General features: G+C 68.5%; 12 protein-coding genes. 10 read left to right on the top strand and 2 right to left on the bottom strand.

Annotation, left to right across the window (positions count from 1 at the left end; all coding sequences use genetic code 11):
• Positions 1–196 precede the first annotated feature (196 nt).
• Positions 197–1,396: a pectate lyase gene (locus ACIA5C_RS47275; protein ID WP_396067773.1), complete on the bottom strand. Its 1,200-nt coding sequence runs from the start codon at positions 1,394–1,396 to the stop codon at positions 197–199.
• Between the two features lie 88 nt (positions 1,397–1,484).
• On the opposite strand from ACIA5C_RS47275, the gene ACIA5C_RS47270 reads away from it, so the two are divergent.
• From ACIA5C_RS47270 to ACIA5C_RS47230, 9 genes are all read left to right on the top strand, one after another.
• Entirely contained in the window at positions 1,485–2,768 is a 1,284-nt protein-coding gene (locus tag ACIA5C_RS47270) for a carboxylesterase family protein (RefSeq protein ID WP_396067771.1), read from the top strand.
• Positions 2,769–2,998: 230 nt separating this feature from the next.
• Positions 2,999–4,171 (top strand): ROK family protein, encoded by a 1,173-nt coding sequence (locus tag ACIA5C_RS47265; protein ID WP_396067701.1) that lies wholly within the window; start codon positions 2,999–3,001, stop codon positions 4,169–4,171.
• Positions 4,168–4,977, top strand: coding sequence for an ABC transporter permease (locus tag ACIA5C_RS47260; RefSeq protein WP_396067699.1), 810 nt, complete (start codon positions 4,168–4,170; stop codon positions 4,975–4,977). Before ACIA5C_RS47265 ends, ACIA5C_RS47260 begins: the two co-directional genes overlap by 4 nt.
• Positions 4,974–5,735, top strand: coding sequence for an ABC transporter ATP-binding protein (locus ACIA5C_RS47255; protein WP_396067697.1), 762 nt, complete (start codon positions 4,974–4,976; stop codon positions 5,733–5,735). Before ACIA5C_RS47260 ends, ACIA5C_RS47255 begins: the two co-directional genes overlap by 4 nt.
• On the top strand, positions 5,732–6,721 hold the full coding sequence (locus ACIA5C_RS47250; protein WP_396067695.1) for an aliphatic sulfonate ABC transporter substrate-binding protein: 990 nt from the start codon (positions 5,732–5,734) through the stop codon (positions 6,719–6,721). Before ACIA5C_RS47255 ends, ACIA5C_RS47250 begins: the two co-directional genes overlap by 4 nt.
• Complete coding sequence (locus ACIA5C_RS47245) at positions 6,718–8,193, top strand: sulfatase-like hydrolase/transferase (protein WP_396067693.1); 1,476 nt, start codon at positions 6,718–6,720, stop codon at positions 8,191–8,193. Before ACIA5C_RS47250 ends, ACIA5C_RS47245 begins: the two co-directional genes overlap by 4 nt.
• Positions 8,190–9,605 (top strand): sulfatase, encoded by a 1,416-nt coding sequence (locus ACIA5C_RS47240; RefSeq protein ID WP_396067691.1) that lies wholly within the window; start codon positions 8,190–8,192, stop codon positions 9,603–9,605. The genes ACIA5C_RS47245 and ACIA5C_RS47240 overlap by 4 nt, the downstream gene beginning before the upstream one ends.
• Positions 9,602–10,531 (top strand): formylglycine-generating enzyme family protein, encoded by a 930-nt coding sequence (locus ACIA5C_RS47235; RefSeq protein WP_396067689.1) that lies wholly within the window; start codon positions 9,602–9,604, stop codon positions 10,529–10,531. The genes ACIA5C_RS47240 and ACIA5C_RS47235 overlap by 4 nt, the downstream gene beginning before the upstream one ends.
• A gap of 17 nt (positions 10,532–10,548) precedes the next feature.
• Positions 10,549–12,720 (top strand): family 43 glycosylhydrolase, encoded by a 2,172-nt coding sequence (locus tag ACIA5C_RS47230; RefSeq protein WP_396067687.1) that lies wholly within the window; start codon positions 10,549–10,551, stop codon positions 12,718–12,720.
• On the opposite strand, the gene ACIA5C_RS47225 is transcribed toward ACIA5C_RS47230, so the two are convergent.
• Complete coding sequence (locus ACIA5C_RS47225) at positions 12,641–12,895, bottom strand: LuxR C-terminal-related transcriptional regulator (RefSeq protein WP_396067769.1); 255 nt, start codon at positions 12,893–12,895, stop codon at positions 12,641–12,643. The two genes, ACIA5C_RS47230 and ACIA5C_RS47225, sit on opposite strands and share 80 nt — an antisense overlap.
• A gap of 42 nt (positions 12,896–12,937) precedes the next feature.
• On the opposite strand from ACIA5C_RS47225, the gene tnpC reads away from it, so the two are divergent.
• Positions 12,938–13,792, top strand: a complete 855-nt coding sequence (gene tnpC, locus ACIA5C_RS47220) for an IS66 family transposase (protein WP_396067685.1) — start codon at positions 12,938–12,940, stop codon at positions 13,790–13,792.
• Positions 13,793–14,104: the final 312 nt, after the last annotated feature.

Below are 14,104 nucleotides of genomic sequence, written 5' to 3'. Positions count from 1 at the left end.
TGCTCCAGAAGGTTGCGGTTCATCGCCCAACGCAGGTCGGCGTGCCTACCGGGCCACCGCGACCATCGCGGTACCGGCGAAGGAACGGCGCAGCGTCACGCCGCGCCGGGTACAACCTTCGCCGGCATGTCCGGCGGCTACGCCGAGTTCACGCCCGGCGCGAGCACGTACGCCTTCCGTGCTGCCGCCTGACGGCTCATTTGTAGATGATGTCGCTCTTGTTTACTTTGCAGTTGCTGGTGTTCCAGCCTTCGCCGAGGTAGGTCGGCTCGCTGCCCTTGGCGACTCCCTTGTACATGCCGCAGACCACGGTGCCGGAGTCGACGGTCGTGCGGGTGATGGTGGCGGTGTCACCCCAGTTCGTGTTGATGCCGGCGACGTAGTCGACGTCGCTCAGCAGCACGTTGTCGACCACGACGTTGCGTTGGTAGGAACTGGTGCAGTTGCCGCAGGCGCGGTAGAGCTTGCCGGCGCCTTTGAGGTAGAAGCCGGAGATGTTGACGGTTCCGTTGCCGTTGTGCTGGAACGTCTTGTCACTGCCCGACTTCGCGCCGCCGCCGATGACGTAGCTGGTGCCGCCGTTGGTCTGCAGGAAGGTCGCGGCGTCTTCGCCGATATCGTTCCACCAGACGTTCCTGATGGTGCAGGTGCCCAGGCAGTGCACGCCGTCACCGGCGGGGGAACCGAGGATGACGTTCTGCAGGGTGCCGCCGTTGGCGATCTCGAACATCGGGTCCTGCGATTCGCTCTGCGAGCCGTCACCGATGCAGCAGTAGGTCTTCATGCCACCGTCGAAGGTCCCGGATACGGAGATCGTGCCGGAGACCGACACCGAACCGGCCGAGGTCGGCCACGCGCCGGTTGGCGTGCCGGGGTTGCTGGGCGGGGTAGTGGTGGGGCCTCCGGTCGGGCTGGTGGTCGGGGTCGAGCCGCCGCCGGCGTAGGTCTCGAACTCGGCTATCCGGGGCGCGCTGGACGCGCCCGTGATGTCGAACGTGAGCTTCTTCAGCGACGCCGAGGAGAACGAGATGGTGCTCGGGCTGCCACTGCCGCTGGCCAGGACGGCGCCGTTGTCGGCATTGAGCAGTCGCCAGGCGCTGATCGAGCCGCCGCCGGAGGCCTGCCGGATGACAGCGGTGGACACCGTCATGGCGCTGCTCCATTTGACGGAGACGTAGCCGGTGGTGCCGGCCGGCGACCAGTAGGTGCTGGTGCTGCCGTCTTTGACGTTGCCGTAGCTGGTGCCGCTGGCCTTGCTGGAGCCGTCGGCGCCGCCGCTGAGGCTCAGGTTGTCGGCCGCCGAAGCGTACGACGTGGGCAGCAACAGCGTGATCGCGGCGACGGCTGCTGTGGTAGCTCCGGCGGCGACCCATCGGAGCGCGATTGGTCTCTTCATCACTTGCCTCACCTCGTTGTCGGGAGCGCTACACATGGGTGGACGAACCCTAGGTAAGCGCTTTCCTGGCTTTCGGGCAGAATAGAGAATCATCGATATCAAGACAAGCGGTTCGCCGGTATGGTGTGGCTGCGCGGCGGCGGCTTCACTGAAGGGGCCGGCAGCGACTACGACCCTTCCAGGATGCCGCGCAGGGGGTGTCATCGTGGTCAGTGTCGACTTCCGGCTGGGCATCTACGGCTTCTTCGGCCACCCCGGGCTGGCCGGCTCGGGCACGTTCGGACTGCATGACCAGCAGTCCGCGCTGCGCTGGGTGCGGGACAACGTGGGCGCGTTCGGCGGCGACCCGCACAACGTGACCCTGTTCGGCCAGTCCGGTGGCTCGATCGGCACCTGCGCCCAGCTCACCTCGCCGTCGTCGGCCGGGCTCTTCCAGCGGGCCATCCTCCAGAGCGGTCCCTGCGGCATGCACTGGCCGCCAAGCTCGCTGGTGCTGGGCGCGCCGGCCGGCTCGTTCGTCAAGCCGCTGGCCCAGGTCGAGCAGAGCGGAAGCAAAGCCGCCGCGGCGCTGGACTGTCGCCGCGAGGATGACACCGCGGAGCTCGACTGCCTCCGGCTGCTGCCCACGACGGCGCTCGACAGCCAGTTCGCGGCCTTCGCCGCGGCCGCGAGCCGGACCGCCCTGCTGCCGCTGGCTTCGGACGCCGCGCTGCGGCTCGGCCGCTTCCACCGGATGCCAGTGCTGTCCGGGCACACCAGCGATGAGCACCGGCTGGTCGCCGGTATCTTCGCCGCCGCTGGGTCGCACATCAGTGCCCAGCAGTACCCGGGGCTGATCCGGCGGGCCTACGGCAACGCCGCTCCGGCCGTGCTCGCCCGCTACCCGGTGTCCCGTTACGGCGGCGACGGCGCGCTGGCCTGGTCGGCGGCGTTCACCGACTCGATCTGGGCCTGCGAGCAGATCGACAGCGAGAACGCGCTGTCGCGATACGTTCCGACCTACACCTACGAGTTCGCCGACGAGCACGCCCAGCCGTTCGCCGACCTGCCGGCCGATTTCGCCGCCGGCGCGTCGCACGCGTCGGAGCTGCCTGATCTCTTCGAGGTCGCCGGCCGCAAGCCGATCAGCAGCGACTACTGCACCGACGAGCAGCGGCGACTGGCCGGCCGGCTGATCGATTACTGGACTGGTTTCGCCCGCACGGGCCGGCCGGTCTCGGCCGGCGCCGCGGACGACCTCTGCGGCGCGCAGCGGTACGCCGAAGGCCCGAGCCGTACGCGCGAGCCAGACCAGCGCGTCGGGCCGCGGGGCAGTCCGACGCCCTCCGGCTGCAGCGCTTGGCGCCGGGTGCGGAGGAAGTCGGCGAGCTGAGCGCGATCCACCATGCCATTCTCCCTTCGAAAGTTGGCTGCAAATCCAGAATGGCGTGCCGGGGCGGCCGGATGAAGGCCGAGTTGATTCAGGGACAACCAGTCCCTGGATGTGAAGGGTCAGAACCAACGGTTACACCGTCGTTACGGAGGAAGTTTTCCTACCGGTTTAGGAGAGATAATTCTGTCGGACTGTTGACGGAAAAATTGAGGCACGCCTACGGTGGCGAAGTGTCGGTTTCCGGAGGCGTACATGCGCTGGTCAGGCGCGCTCATGAGGAGCGCGTCCTGGCGATCCTGCGCGAGCGCGGTGGGCTGAGCCGGGCCCAGATCGCGGCCCGCTCGGGCCTGTCCCGGACGACTCTCTCCGAAATAACCGGCGATCTGCTGGCCCGCGGCGCCATCGTCGTGGTCACCACCGACGCCGGCGACCGGGCCGGCAGCGGCCGCCCGGCCGAGCTGCTCGCCCTCGATCCGCGCTCCGGCCAGTTCCTCGGCGTCGACCTCGGCCACAACCGGGTCCGGGTCGCGGTCGCCGACGCCACCCACGAGATCATCGCGAACGGGGTGGCCGGGTATGCGGCGGACGCCGGCTGGCCGCAGCGGCTCGCGGCCGGCGTCGACCTGGTCGACCGGGTAGCCCGCGAGCAGGGCGTCATCCTGGCCGCGCTGCAGGGCATCGGCGTCGGCGTGGCCGGGCCCTATCCGGCCGGCGCATCCCGCGCCGATGTGCTCGCCGCCTTCGCCGCCCGGTTCTCCGCGCCGGTGATCGTCGACAACAACACCCGGTTCGCCGCGCTCGCCGAGGCCGGCACCACCGACGCCCGCGACCTGCTCTACGTCCGGCTCGCCGACGGGATCGGCGGCGGCCTGGTGGTCGGCGGCCGGCTGGTGGCCGGGGCCGGCGGGGTGGCCGGGGAGTTCGGCCACGTCAAGGTCGACCCGGCCGGCGGCGTCTGCCGCTGCGGCAAGCGGGGCTGCCTGGAGACGGTCGCGGCGGTCGCGCCGGCGTTGGCTGCCGCGGGCGTACGCGATCTCGACGAGCTGGCCGCCCGCCGGGACGAACCGCGGATGTACGCGGCGATGGAACGGGTCGGCGACGCGGTCGGCCGGGTGCTGGCCGACGCCGCGCTGATCCTCAACCCGGAATACGTCGTGATCGGCGGCCCGCTGGCGCACGCGGCCCCCGTCATCGTGGCCCGGGCCGGCGCGGTGATCGCGGCCGAACTGGTCTCCGGCGGGGGCGACGGCCCGGTGATCCGGGCGGCCCGGCTCGGCGACGACGACGGTGCCCGCGGTGCGATCGCCGCCTGCTTCCGGCAGTCCCCACTGCTCGACGACTACCCCGGCGCCACGGCCCCGGCCGCACCGACCACACCGATTGTCACAGGGAGTGCCGCATGACCGTGGTTCAGGTGGACACCGAGGTGCCCACGCCCAACCCGCCGCCGCCGCAGCGCAGTCGTCGCGGCGTACCCCGGCTGGCGTTGAATTTGATCTCGGTGGTCCTCGGCATCGGGGTGTGGTGGGGCCTGTCCAAGGCGGGCTTCGACTTCCCGACGCCGCCGGCGGTGGTCAAGCGCGGCTGGGAACTGTTCGCCGACGGCACGCTGGAGGCCGACATCGGGGCCAGCCTCGCCCGGGTGCTGACCGGGTTCGTGCTCGGCGTCGTGCTCGCGATCCCGATCGGCTTCCTGATGGGCTGGTACAGCATCGCCCGGGGACTGCTCGAGCCGTGGGTGCAGTTCTTCCGCACCATCCCGCCACTGGCGATCATCCCGCTGGCGATCGTGCTGATGGGCATCGGCGAGACCCCGAAGATCTTCGTCATCTTCCTGGCCTCGTTCCTGGCCTGCGTGATCGCCACCTTCCAGGGCGTGGTCGGCGTGGAGAAGACGCTGATCAACGCGGCCCGGGTGCTCGGCGCCAAGGACCACACCATCTTCGCCCGGGTCGTGGTGCCCGCCTCGTCGCCGTTCATCCTGGTCGGCATGCGGGTCGGGCTCGGCTCGTCGTGGGCCACCCTGGTCGCGGCCGAGCTGATCGCCGCCCAGCAGGGCCTCGGCTTCCGGATGCAGAACGCCGAGCTCTACTACGACCTGCCGACCATCTTCGTCGGCGTGATCGCCATCGGCGTGCTCGGCCTGCTGATGGACCGGGTCCTCCTCCTCGCCGAACGGCGTCTCACCAGCTGGCAGGAGCGCCGATGATCACCGTCGACAACGTCCGCAAGGTGTTCCCGCTGAAGGGCGCCGACTTCGTCGCGCTCGGTGACGTCTCGCTGCGGGTGCAGGACAACGAGTTCGTCACCATCGTCGGCCCGTCCGGCTGCGGCAAGACCACGCTGATGAACATCCTCGCCGGGCTGGAGACCCCGTCCGGCGGCCAGGCCCTGGTCAACGACAAGACCATCGATCGTCCGGGCCCTGATCGCGGCGTCATCTTTCAGCAGTACGCCCTCTTTCCCTGGCTCACTGTCCGCAAGAACGTTGAGTTCGGCCTGCGCACCGCCGGTGTCGCCCGGGCCGAGCGAAAGAAGATCGCCGACCACTTCATCGAGCTGGTGGGGCTCGAGCAGTTCGCCGACGCGCTGCCCAAGACGCTCTCCGGCGGGATGAAGCAGCGGGTCGCGATCGCCCGGGCGTACGCGGTCAATCCGTCGATCCTGCTGATGGACGAGCCGTTCGGCGCGGTCGACGCGCTCACCCGGGTCCGCCTGCAGGAACAGCTGTTGCGGACCTGGAGCCAGGAGAAGCGCACCGTCGTCTTCATCACCCACGACGTCGATGAGGCCGTTTTCCTCGCCAACCGGGTCGTCGTCATGGCGGCCCGGCCCGGTCGCATCGTCGAGACCATCGACGTCGACCTGCCCTACCCCCGTACCGAAGAAGTCCGGCTCAGTCCCGCCTTCACGGCGCTGCGCAATCGTGTGTGGAGCGCCGTCTATCACCAGGAGCCAACTGCATGAAACGCCTTCTCGCGGCGGCCGCCGCCGCGTCCCTTCTTCTGTTGTCGGCTTGTGGATCATCCGATGACAAGTCCAGCTCGGCCGGTGGCACGACCAAGGTCACCTTCGGCTACATCGGCGACTACAACGGCAGCAGCCTGATCGCCATCGCCGACGACCAGAAGCTCTGGGCCAAGCACGGCATCGAGGCCAGCACCAAGGTCTTCACCACCGGCCCGCTGCAGGTCACCGCCATGAACGCCGGCGACCTCGACTTCGGCTACATCGGTCCCGGAGCGATCTGGGAGGGTGCGGCCGGCAACGCGAAGATCATCGCGATGAACTCGCTCGGCAACGCCGACCGGGTCATCGCGCAGCCCGGCATCACCGACCTGTCCCAGCTCAAGGGCAAGAAGATCGGCGTGCCCGAGGGCACCTCCGGCGACATGATCCTCACCCTGGCGCTGAAGAAGGCCGGCCTCACCGCCAAGGACATCCAGCGGGTGCCGATGGACGCCCCGACGATCGTCACCGCGTTCGACTCGGGCCAGATCGACGCGGCCGGCATCTGGTACCCGCTGATCAACACGATCAAGGCGAAGAAGCCGAACCTGGTCGAACTGGCCAAGGACGACGACTTCAGCGACACCGCCTCCTTCCCGACCGCGTTCATCGCCAGCAACAAGACCGGGGCCGACACCGACGAGACCACCAAGGTCGTGCAGGTGCTGCGCGAGGCGATGGACTACCGGGCCGCGCATCCCGATGAGACCGCGCAACTGGTCGCCAGCCTCACCAAGCAGCCGCTCGACGCGGTGAAGGCGGACGCCGCCAACAGCACGATGCTCGACACCAAGACCGCCGACGGCTACACGACCGACGGCACCTTCAACAAGTGGCTGACCGCCCTGGGCCAGTACTTCCTCGACGCCGGAAAGATCAAGGCGAACACCGACCCGTCGACGTACTACCTGGGCAACGTCTTCACCGGAGCAGCTTCGAAGTGAACTTCCTCTTCCTGATGACCGACCAGCACCGGGTCGACACGCTCGGGGCGTACGGCAACACCCAGGCCCGTACGCCCCATCTGGACGAACTCGCGGCGACCGGCACCCGATTCGATCGGTGGTACACCCCGACCGCGATCTGCACGCCGGCCCGGGCCAGCCTGCTCACCGGCCAGGCCCCGTTCCGGCACAAGGTGCTCGCCAACCACGAGCGGAACGTCGGCTATCAGGAGGATCTGCCGGACGGCACGTTCACCTTCCCGGTCGCGCTGCGCGAGCAGGGCTACAACGTGGGCCTGATCGGCAAGTGGCACGCCGGGACGATCAAGTCCCCGGCCGACTACGGCTTCGACGGTCCCCACCTGACGGGCTGGCACAACCCGGTCGACCATGAGGACTACCAGGCCTACCTCAAGGAGAACGGCCTTCCGGCGTACGAGATCACCGATCGGATCCGGGGCACGCTGCCCAACGGCGGCCCCGGAAACCTCCTCGCTGCCCGCCTCCAGCAGCCGGTGGAGGCGACCTTCGAGTACTACATGGCGACCCGGACGATCGAGATGCTGCGCCGGTACGCGGCCGACCCGGACGGTAAGCCGTTCTACCTGGCCACCCACTTCTTCGGGCCGCACCTGCCGTACATCGTGCCGGACGAGTACTTCGACATGGTCGACCCGGCGACCGTGCCGCTACCCAAGTCGATCTCGGAGACGTTCGAGGGCAAGCCGCCGGTGCAGCGAAACTACAGCGCGCACTGGACGTTCGACACCATGCCGATCGAGGTCACCCGCAAGCTGATCGCGGTCTACTGGGGTTACGTGACGCTGATCGACGAGCAGATCGGCCGGATCCTGGCCGCGATGGACGAGCTCGGGCTGTGCGACGAGACGACGGTCTTCTTCACCTGCGACCACGGCGAGTTCACCGGGTCGCACCGGCTGCACGACAAGGGTCCGGCGATGTACGAGGATATTTACCGCACCCCCGGAATCATCCGCATTCCGGGCGCCGAGCCGCAGGTCCGCGACGAATTCGTCAGCCTGCTCGACTGCACGGCGACGATCCTTTCGCTGGCCGACGCCGATAGCCCCGACAAGACGGTTGATTCGCGCAGCCTGGTCCCGCTGGTCAAGGGCGAGCACCCCCGGTGGCAGCCGGACATCCTGGGCGAGTTTCACGGGCACCACTTCCCGTACCCGCAGCGGATGCTCCGGGAAGACCGCTACAAGCTGGTGGTCAACCCCGACTCGACCAACGAGCTGTACGACCTCGAGATCGACCCGGACGAGTTGCTCAACGTCTACCGCCACCCGGAGATGGAGCCGGTCCGCAGCCGGATGATGCGCCGGCTCTACCAGTTGCTGGTCGAGCGGGACGACCGGTTCTACCACTGGATGACCTCGATGTACGACGTCGGCGACGTGGCCTACGACCCGACGCTGAGCGGGCTCGACGAGGACTCCTACAAGTGAGCTCGAAAAGGCCGAACATCGCGATGATCCTCACCGACGATCACGCCGCGCACGCCGTCGGCGCGTACGGCTCGGTGGTCAACACGACCCCGCGGATCGACGAGATCGCGCGGCTCGGCCGGCGGTTCGACAACTGCTTCGCCACCAACTCGCTGTGCTCGCCGTCCCGAGCCAGCATCCTGACCGGCACCTACAGCCACGTGAACGGCGTGACCACGCTGGTCACCCCGATCGACGCGAACCAGCCGACCTTCGTGAGCGCCCTGCGCGCGGCCGGCTACCGGACCGCCATGATCGGCAAGTGGCACATGGGCGACGGCGACGGGCATGATCCGCAGAACTTCGACTACTGGGACGTGCTGATCGAGCAGGGCGAGTACCTCGATCCGCAGTTTCTCGACCCGACCGGCCTGCGGACGATCCCCGGCTACGCCACCGACATCATCACCGACCTGGCCTTGAACTGGATCTCCTCCCTCGAAGGGGGCGACCCGTGGTGCGTGCTGATCTACCACAAGGCGCCGCACCGGCCGTGGCTCCCGTCGCCCGCCCACCAGCATCTCTACACCGAGCCGATCCCGCTGCCGCCGACCTTCGACGACGACTACGCCACCCGCACGTCGTCGGCCCGCCGCGCGGCGATGCGGATCGCCGAGCACCTCACCCTCCAGGACCTCAAGGTCGCGCCGCCGGCCGACCTGAGCTACGACGAGGAGGCGCTCTGGAAATACCGGCGCTTCATGCAGGACTATCTGCGCTGCGTCGCCTCGGTCGACGACAACGTCGGCCGGGTCACCGACTTCCTGAAGTCCCGCGGCGAATTCGACGACACCATGCTGATGTACGCGTCGGATCAGGGCTTCTTCCTCGGTGACCACGGCTGGTTCGACAAGCGCTTCATGTACGAGGAGTCGCTGCGGATGCCGCTCGTGCTCAGTTATCCGAGGGCGGTCGAGCCGGGCGTGGTGACCGAGATGGTGACCAATGTGGATTGGGCACAGACGATTCTCGAGGCGGCTGGCGTGGCACCGCACCCGCGGATGCAGGGCCACAGCTTCTGGAGGCTTCTGCGCGATGAGCCGGCCGAAAAGCGGGACGGCGTCTACTACCGCTACTGGGAGCACGATGACGTCTTCCACAAGGCGCCCGCGCATTACGGCTACCGCACCGACCGCTACAAGCTCATCTACTTCTACAACGACGGGCTCGGCCTGCCCGGCTGCGGCACCTGGACCTATCCGCCGGAGTGGGAACTCTACGACCTCGAAGCCGACCCGGCCGAACTTCGCAACGTCTACGAGGAACCGGCCTACGCGACCATCCGCGAGGGCCTGAAAACCGCGATGTGGCAGGAGCAGGCCCGGCTCGGCGACAAGCCGCATCCCAGCCAGCCCAAGCCGGTGCACGCATGAACCACTGCTGCACTCCCTCCGCCGATCGGCCGTCCGGGCTCATCCAGATCGAGACCGCCGGGCTCATCCAGGTCAAGACCACCGGCCGGCATCGAGTTCCGCAGGCCACGGTCCCGGGCCAGACCTTCGCGATGGGCGACAACCACGGCGACGGCGTACGCCCGGACGGCGAGCAACCGGTCCATCCTGTACGTCTGAATGCCTTCGCCATCGACGCCACCACCGTGACCGTCGCCGATTTCCGGGCGTTCGTGGAAAGCACCGGTTACCGCACCGAGGCCGAATCCTTCGGCTGGTCGGCCGTCTTTCACCTGGCCGTCGCCGAGGGCACCGAAATCGTCGGCCGGATGGGCGGAACCCCGTGGTGGCTCGGCGTTTCCGGCGCCGACTGGGCGCACCCGGACGGCCCGTCCTCGACCGCCCTCGACGACCACCCGGTCGTGCACGTCAGCTGGAACGATGCCCGGGCCTACTGCACCTGGGCCGAGCGCCGGCTGCCAACCGAGGCGGAATGGGAATGCGCCGCCCGCGGCGGTGCGGCGGCACTGCGCTATCCGTGGGGCGACGATCTGCCGGCCGACTGGGCCTGCAACATCTGGCAGGGCACCTTTCCCACCGAGAACACCCTTGCGGACGGCTGGCTCACCACCGCACCGGCGAAGTCCTTCGCGCCCAACGGATACGGCCTGTACCAACCGGTCGGCAATGTTTGGGAATGGTGTGCCGACTGGTTCTCGCCCGGCTATTACGCGACGTCCCCGGTCGATGACCCGGCGGGGCCGAGTCTGGGTGCCGCCCGCGTGATCCGCGGCGGGTCCTACCTGTGTCACGACTCGTATTGCAACCGCTATCGCAATGCCGCCCGGTCGTCGAACATGCCCGACTCGTCCACGGGCAACACCGGGTTCCGTACTGTCGCTCTCTAGCTCTTAAGGAGCCACGGATGGCTCGTACGCGTACCTCTCTATGGGCTTTTGTGTTGGTACTGGCCGCTTTCCCTGCACCCAGGCCGGCCGAAGCAGCGCCCGCGACCTACACCAATCCGGTCAGCGCGGGGACCGTCGATACCTTCCCCGACCCGACGACGATCAAGGCGAAGGACGGGAAGTGGTACGCCTACGGCACCACGAACCCGATCTTCAACAGTCGCGGCGAGACCGGCGAGCACGTCCTGCCGATGATGTCCTCGACCGACCTGGTGCACTGGACCTACGCCGGCGACGTCTTCGCGCTGACCGCGCAGCCGTCCTGGTGGCCGGCCGGCACCCGGACCTGGGCGCCGGACATCCGCTATTTCAACAACGGCTACCACCTGACGTACGCCCTCTCCGGCGGCGGCATCGGGCTGGTGACCAGCCCGAACCCGGCCGGACCGTGGACCGACCGGGGCGAGATCGTGCCGCCCGCCAGCGGGTGCCCGAGCGGCACCATCGACCAGGCGATGTTCACCGACACCGACGGCTCGTACCTCTACTGGGGCAGCTACGACACGATCTGCGTGTCCCGGATGAACACCGACGGGACGGCACTGACCGGCGCGGTCACCCAGGTCGGGCACGGCCGGCGGATGGAGGGCGGCTTCGTCGTCCACCGGGCCGGCTACTACTACCTCTTCTACTCCGACGCCGGTTGCTGCGACGGCGCGTTCAGCGGCTACACGGTCAAGGTCGGCCGGGCCACCTCGCCGCTCGGCCCGTTCCGCACCCCGACCGGGGTCGCGCTGACCGACCTGACCAGCAAGGACGGCATCGTGCTGGCGGGCACCGGCCACGGCTGGGTGGGCCCGGGCCACAATGCGATCGCGACCGACCTGTCCGGCCAGGACTGGCTCGTCTACCACGCGATCCCGCAGGCGAACCCGGACTTCCCGCCGGTCACCGGCGCGAACGGGGTCACCCTGAACCTGACCCGCCGCCCGCTGATGATCGACCGGCTGGACTGGATCGGCGGCTGGCCGGTCGTGCGGGCCGGGGCCGGACCGTCTGCCACCGCCCAGACCGCGCCGGTCACCACGTGGACCGTCGGCAGCGACTTCAACACTTCGGCCGCCGGTTTCACTGGATCTTGGAGTTTGGCGGACGGCCGGATTACGACATCGACCGCCGGCAACGAGCTGAGCAGCGCTTCAGTGACCGGAGATATCCGACTTGAGGGCGATGTCCGCGGCGCGGCGACCGGCCTCGCGTACGGCGGCGTGACCGCCTGGTTGGACAGCGTCTCGCATCGCCTCGTCGTCGACGGCCCGGTCGCCGGCGCCGCGGCCCTGCCGGCGAACTTCAACTACCAGTCCTGGCACACCCTCGTCCTGTCCCGGCGGGGCACGGCGCTGACCGTCTCGGTCTCGGCCGACCGCCTGCTCGAGGACACCGCCACGGTGACTCTGAACCTGCCCGCGACCTTCACCGGCGGCAAGATCGGCGCGGTCTCCCGCTCCGGCGCCGGCGACGCCGACAACCTCGGTGCCGCGCCGCTCTACACCCCGGTCACCCAGAGGGTGGCGAACCCGCAAGTGGGGACCCTTCTCCCGGCGTACACCGACGAGTTCGGCGGCACCACCGCCGCATGGACCTGGGTGCGCCCGGATGCCGCCGCGACGGTCACCGGCGGCAACCTGGTCTGGCCGACCGAGGCCGGCGACATCGCGCTCGGCAGCAACAACGCCGGGGTCCTGCTGCGGGCCGCGCCGCCGGGTCCGTTCATGGTCGAGACCAAGGTCCAGTTCGACGGTGTACGCGGTAACCAACAGGCCGGTCTCGTGCTCTACGACAACGACGACCGGTTCGTGAAGCTGGCCCACTCGGTGCTGCCGCTGTCCGGCTTCGCCAATACCTTCCTGCAGCAGACCGAGTTCACCAAGGAGGACACCAGAGCGTCGAACGGGGCGGTCACCTCCGGCCCGATGTTCGGCGGCCCGGCCCCGTCGACGCTGTGGCTGCGTCTGCTCTACCGGGACGGCGTCGCCCGGATGGCGTCCAGCCGCGACGGCGTGACCTGGGACTGGGGCGGCGCCTGGACTTTGGCCCGTCCGGCCGCACTCAAGATCGGCCTGGTCGCGATGGGCGGCACCGGTGCCACGGCCCGGTTCGACTACGTGCGGACGTACGCGGTCGGATAGACCTCGGATCAGATCGTGATGCCGTTGCCGAAGGCGTAGGTGACCGCCTGCGCCCGGTCCCGCGCTTCGATCTTGGCGAACACGTGGTTGACGTGGTCTTCACGGTCGACTCGCTGACCTGCAACTGGATGGCGATCTCGGCGTTGGACAGCCCCGCGCCGATCAGCCGCAGCACATCGACCTCGCGCTGGGTCAGCGCCTCGGGCAGTTTCTGTCCGTGGGCCGTACCGCCGACGCCCTGCACGAGGTGTTCGGTGTCCCGGTCGCTCCGGCCACGGTGGCCTGCTGGTTCAAACGCAGCGCCCTGGGCATCATCGAGCAGGTCTTGCCGGTCATCCGCGACCGCATCGCCGCCGCTGCGGTGGTCCACTTCGACGAGACCGGCATGCGTACCAACAGCCGGCTGGCCTGGCTGCACTCCGCTTCCACGGCCACGGACGTGCTGCTGAGCGCACGCCCCAAACGCGGCACCGCCGCGATGGACGCCGCCGGTGTCCTGCCGGCTTTCGCCGGGATCGCCGTGCACGACGCTTGGGCCCCGTACGACACCTACACCGACGTCACCCACGCCCTGTGCAACGCACATGTGTTGCGCGAACTGGTCTACGTCACCGACACCGCCACCGGCGAGGTCGCCGACCTCGCTGCTCAAGCGATCAACGCCCTCACCGGACTATGGCACCTCGTCACCGCCGCACGCGGCGAAGGCCGTGAACCCGACCCGGTAACCATCGGCGAACAACAGCACCTACTACGCTCAGCCGTCGTCCTCGGTGCCCAAGCAACCGCCGCACGCTCAGGCAAACTGCAACGCAAACACCGCGCCTTGTTCCTCCGCCTACAAAACCGCCGCGACGACTACCTGAGGTTCGTCACCGATCCACAGGTGCCATTCGACAACAACGCCGCCGAGCAGACCATCCGCATGCCGAAACTACGGATCAAGGTCTCCGGCTGCATGCGCACCCTCACCGGGGCCGAACACTTCGCCGCGACCCGCAGCTACACCCCCGCGCGATCGTCACGCTCCGTACGTCCTGCTTGCGGGTCGGACGTCCGCTCGTGCCGATGACATTGCGTCGTCTGCGCACATGCTTACTGTCGCCTAACCGCTTTCGAGGCGCACGACTATTCACGCGGTGTCGTCCAACAGATCAACGCCCGGTCGGCTTGAGCGATGTCCAGGTCGAAGGCGGGCCCACCTCGGTCAGAGCCTCAACGCGTCGGGACTATCTCGCTAACGGCTCTGGCGCTCTTTCGGTGGTAGCGCAACGCGCTTGTGTCCATAATGGATAGTGATGCCGGTGTGCCTGTGATGATCTTGTTGGGACGGTGTTCGGTGGGCTGGCGCCTCTGGTGATGGAGAAGGTCGAGGACGCCGGCG

Origin of the sequence: Actinoplanes sp. NPDC051343 (genome assembly GCF_044455125.1) — a bacterium.
In the GTDB taxonomy this organism is placed as follows: Bacteria; Actinomycetota; Actinomycetes; order Mycobacteriales; family Micromonosporaceae; genus Actinoplanes.
This window is presented reverse-complemented; position numbering and strand designations above follow the sequence as displayed.